Origin of the sequence: Cellulomonas bogoriensis 69B4 = DSM 16987 (genome assembly GCF_000767165.1) — a bacterium.
Classification (GTDB): domain Bacteria; phylum Actinomycetota; class Actinomycetes; order Actinomycetales; family Cellulomonadaceae; genus Actinotalea; species Actinotalea bogoriensis.
This window is the reverse complement of sequence record NZ_AXCZ01000346.1, coordinates 1-1,128: the sequence shown is the minus strand read 5'-3', so window position 1 is coordinate 1,128 and position 1,128 is coordinate 1. Positions and strand designations below refer to the sequence as shown.

Genomic DNA, 1,128 nt, shown 5'->3' with positions numbered 1-1,128 from the left:
TGTTGACGACCTTGTCCGGGAAGCGCTCCAGGAACGGCTGGCCCAGGATCCGCATGAACCCGGCCGAGACCACCAGGGCGGGGTCGAACACCGCCACGGCCTGGGCCATGGCCCGGTCCCACTCCCCGCGGTCGGCGAAGTCCGCCGGGGCCACCACCGCGGTGGGGACACCCGCGCCACGGGCCACGTCCAGCCCACCGGCGTCGGTGCGGTCCGAGACCACCCCCACCACCCGGGCGCCGTAGGCGGGGTCGGTGTGGTGGCGCAGCAGCTCGGCGAGGTTGGACCCCCCGCCGGAGACCAGGACGACCACGCGGGCCGTGGACGGCACGACAGCAGGCTTGTGGGGCACGCCAGGACCATAGCGGAGCGGATGGGAGACTGGGCCCGCAGGCCCGGACCGAGGAGCGATCGTGAGCAACCCCTACGCACCGCCGTCACGGCGAGAAGGCGACCAGGAGGATGCTCCCGGGCACGAGCCACCGGTCGTGGCACGGCCCCCGCAGGACGAGGGAGGCCCGGAGCCGGAGGGCGGCTGGCCCGAGGAACCCCGGCCCGAGCGCCCGCAGCGGCCCGCGGCCGACCCGGAGAAGGTCAGGGCCGCCAGCCGTCAGGTGCTGCACTTCGCCGTGCTGATGCTCGCGACGCTCGTGACCTCGACCCTGCCGTTCCCGTGGCAGGTGGCGGCGGTGGCCTTCGCCCTCACGACGATGGTCGTCGGGGTCAGGGCCCTGGTCGCGGTGTGGACCAGCGGCGCACGCGGCACCATGCTCGCGGTCGTGATCGCCGGGCTCCTGCTCGCTTCCATGCTGGCCACCACCATGACGGCGATGGTCGCGCTGTGGCCGTTGCAGATGGAACGTCAGCAGTGCCTGGACCGGGCGTTGACGATCTCAGCGACCCAGGCGTGCGAACGGGACTACCGGGACGGTCTCGACGAGCGGCTCAACCGCCTCGGCGGCGGGTGAGCGCACCGACCACCCAGGCGCGCAGCAGGCGGTCCGTCGGCAGCGCGAGCAGCACCAGACCCACCAGGCCCAGGCCCGCGACCGCCAGCCCGGTGTGGACGGCCGGGGCACCGACCTCGGCCAGACGCCCCGGGCCCGCGGCCCCACCGGCAGCGAGGAC

Annotated in this window: 2 protein-coding genes and 1 pseudogene; 1 reads left to right on the top strand and 2 read right to left on the bottom strand. The window is 74.6% G+C overall.

What is annotated here, in order from left to right:
• Positions 1-352, bottom strand: a 352-nt coding sequence (gene purN / locus N869_RS15300; protein WP_269545897.1) for a phosphoribosylglycinamide formyltransferase, incomplete at its 3' end; no start/stop codon positions are given.
• 61 nt (positions 353-413) lie between these two features.
• Here purN and N869_RS15295 point away from each other — a divergent pair.
• Positions 414-968: a hypothetical protein gene (locus tag N869_RS15295; RefSeq protein WP_035063102.1), complete on the top strand. Its 555-nt coding sequence runs from the start codon at positions 414-416 to the stop codon at positions 966-968.
• Here the strand turns inward: N869_RS15295 and N869_RS18075 are convergent.
• Positions 946-1,128, bottom strand: a pseudogene (locus N869_RS18075) (DUF6350 family protein); the annotation flags it as partial. The gene N869_RS15295 and the pseudogene N869_RS18075 sit on opposite strands and share 23 nt — an antisense overlap.